At 53.8% G+C, this 1,273-nt stretch carries 2 rRNA genes; both read right to left on the reverse strand.

The window, feature by feature from the left end:
* Window positions 1–114: 114 nt before the first annotated feature.
* Window positions 115–227: ribosomal RNA gene (gene rrf, locus LOC65_RS19310) — 5S ribosomal RNA — on the reverse strand.
* Between the two features lie 118 nt (window positions 228–345).
* Window positions 346–1,273 (reverse strand): 23S ribosomal RNA (locus LOC65_RS19315); the annotation flags it as partial.

Consider the following 1,273-nt stretch of genomic DNA (forward strand, 5'->3'; position numbering starts at 1 on the left):
GGCCAGCTGCGCCTGCTGGGCGAGGTGCTTTCGGTGCGCTGATCGGGCTCCGGTCAATCGTTCGCCAAAAACAAAAAGGCCCGGTTCGTCTTGAACCGGGCCTTCGAATAAATAGCCTGACGATGTCCTACTTTCACACGGGAACCCGCACTATCATCGGCGCAAAGGCGTTTCACTATCCTGTTCGGGATGGGAAGGAGTGGGACCACCTCGCTATGGTCATCAGGCTTGACTTGTCGCCTCGCTGCTTCTTGGGGGCAGCTAGGCCAATTCATAGAGTATTTGAAAATCAGCTGTTCGATCGCGCTACTGGCATAACCCGTTCGACTCAATCGTCAAAGTTATAGGGTCAAGCCTCACGAGCAATTAGTACCGGTTAGCTCAACGCATTACTGCGCTTCCACACCCGGCCTATCAACGTCCTGGTCTCGAACGACTCTTCAGGGGGCTCAAGGCCCCGGCAAGACTCATCTTGGAACGAGTTTCCCGCTTAGATGCTTTCAGCGGTTATCTCTTCCGCACTTAGCTACTCGGCAATGCCACTGGCGTGACAACCGATACACCAGAGGTGCGTCCACTCCGGTCCTCTCGTACTAGGAGCAGGCTTCCTCAATCTTGCAGCGCCCACGGAAGATAGGGACCAAACTGTCTCACGACGTTTTAAACCCAGCTCACGTACCTCTTTAAATGGCGAACAGCCATACCCTTGGGACCGGCTACAGCCCCAGGATGAGATGAGCCGACATCGAGGTGCCAAACACCGCCGTCGATATGAACTCTTGGGCGGTATCAGCCTGTTATCCCCAGAGTACCTTTTATCCGTTGAGCGATGGCCCTTCCATACAGAACCACCGGATCACTTAGTCCTACTTTCGTACCTGCTCGACTTGTCAGTCTCGCAGTCAAGCACGCTTATGCCTATGCACTATTAGCACGATTTCCGACCGTGCCTAGCGTACCTTCGAACTCCTCCGTTACGCTTTGGGAGGAGACCGCCCCAGTCAAACTGCCCACCATACACTGTCCCCAACCCGGATAACGGGCCAAGGTTAGAACCTCAAACACACCAGGGTGGTATTTCAACGTTGGCTCCACGATACCTAGCGGCACCGCTTCAAAGCCTCCCACCTATCCTACACAGATCTGTTCAAAGTCCAATGTAAAGCTACAGTAAAGGTTCATGGGGTCTTTCCGTCTTTCCGCGGGGAGATTGCATCATCACAAACATTTCAACTTCGCTGAGTCTCTGGAGGAGACAGTGTGGCCATCGTTA

The organism is Rubrivivax sp. JA1055, assembly GCF_020966565.1.
GTDB lineage: Bacteria > Pseudomonadota > Gammaproteobacteria > Burkholderiales > Burkholderiaceae_C > Rubrivivax > Rubrivivax benzoatilyticus.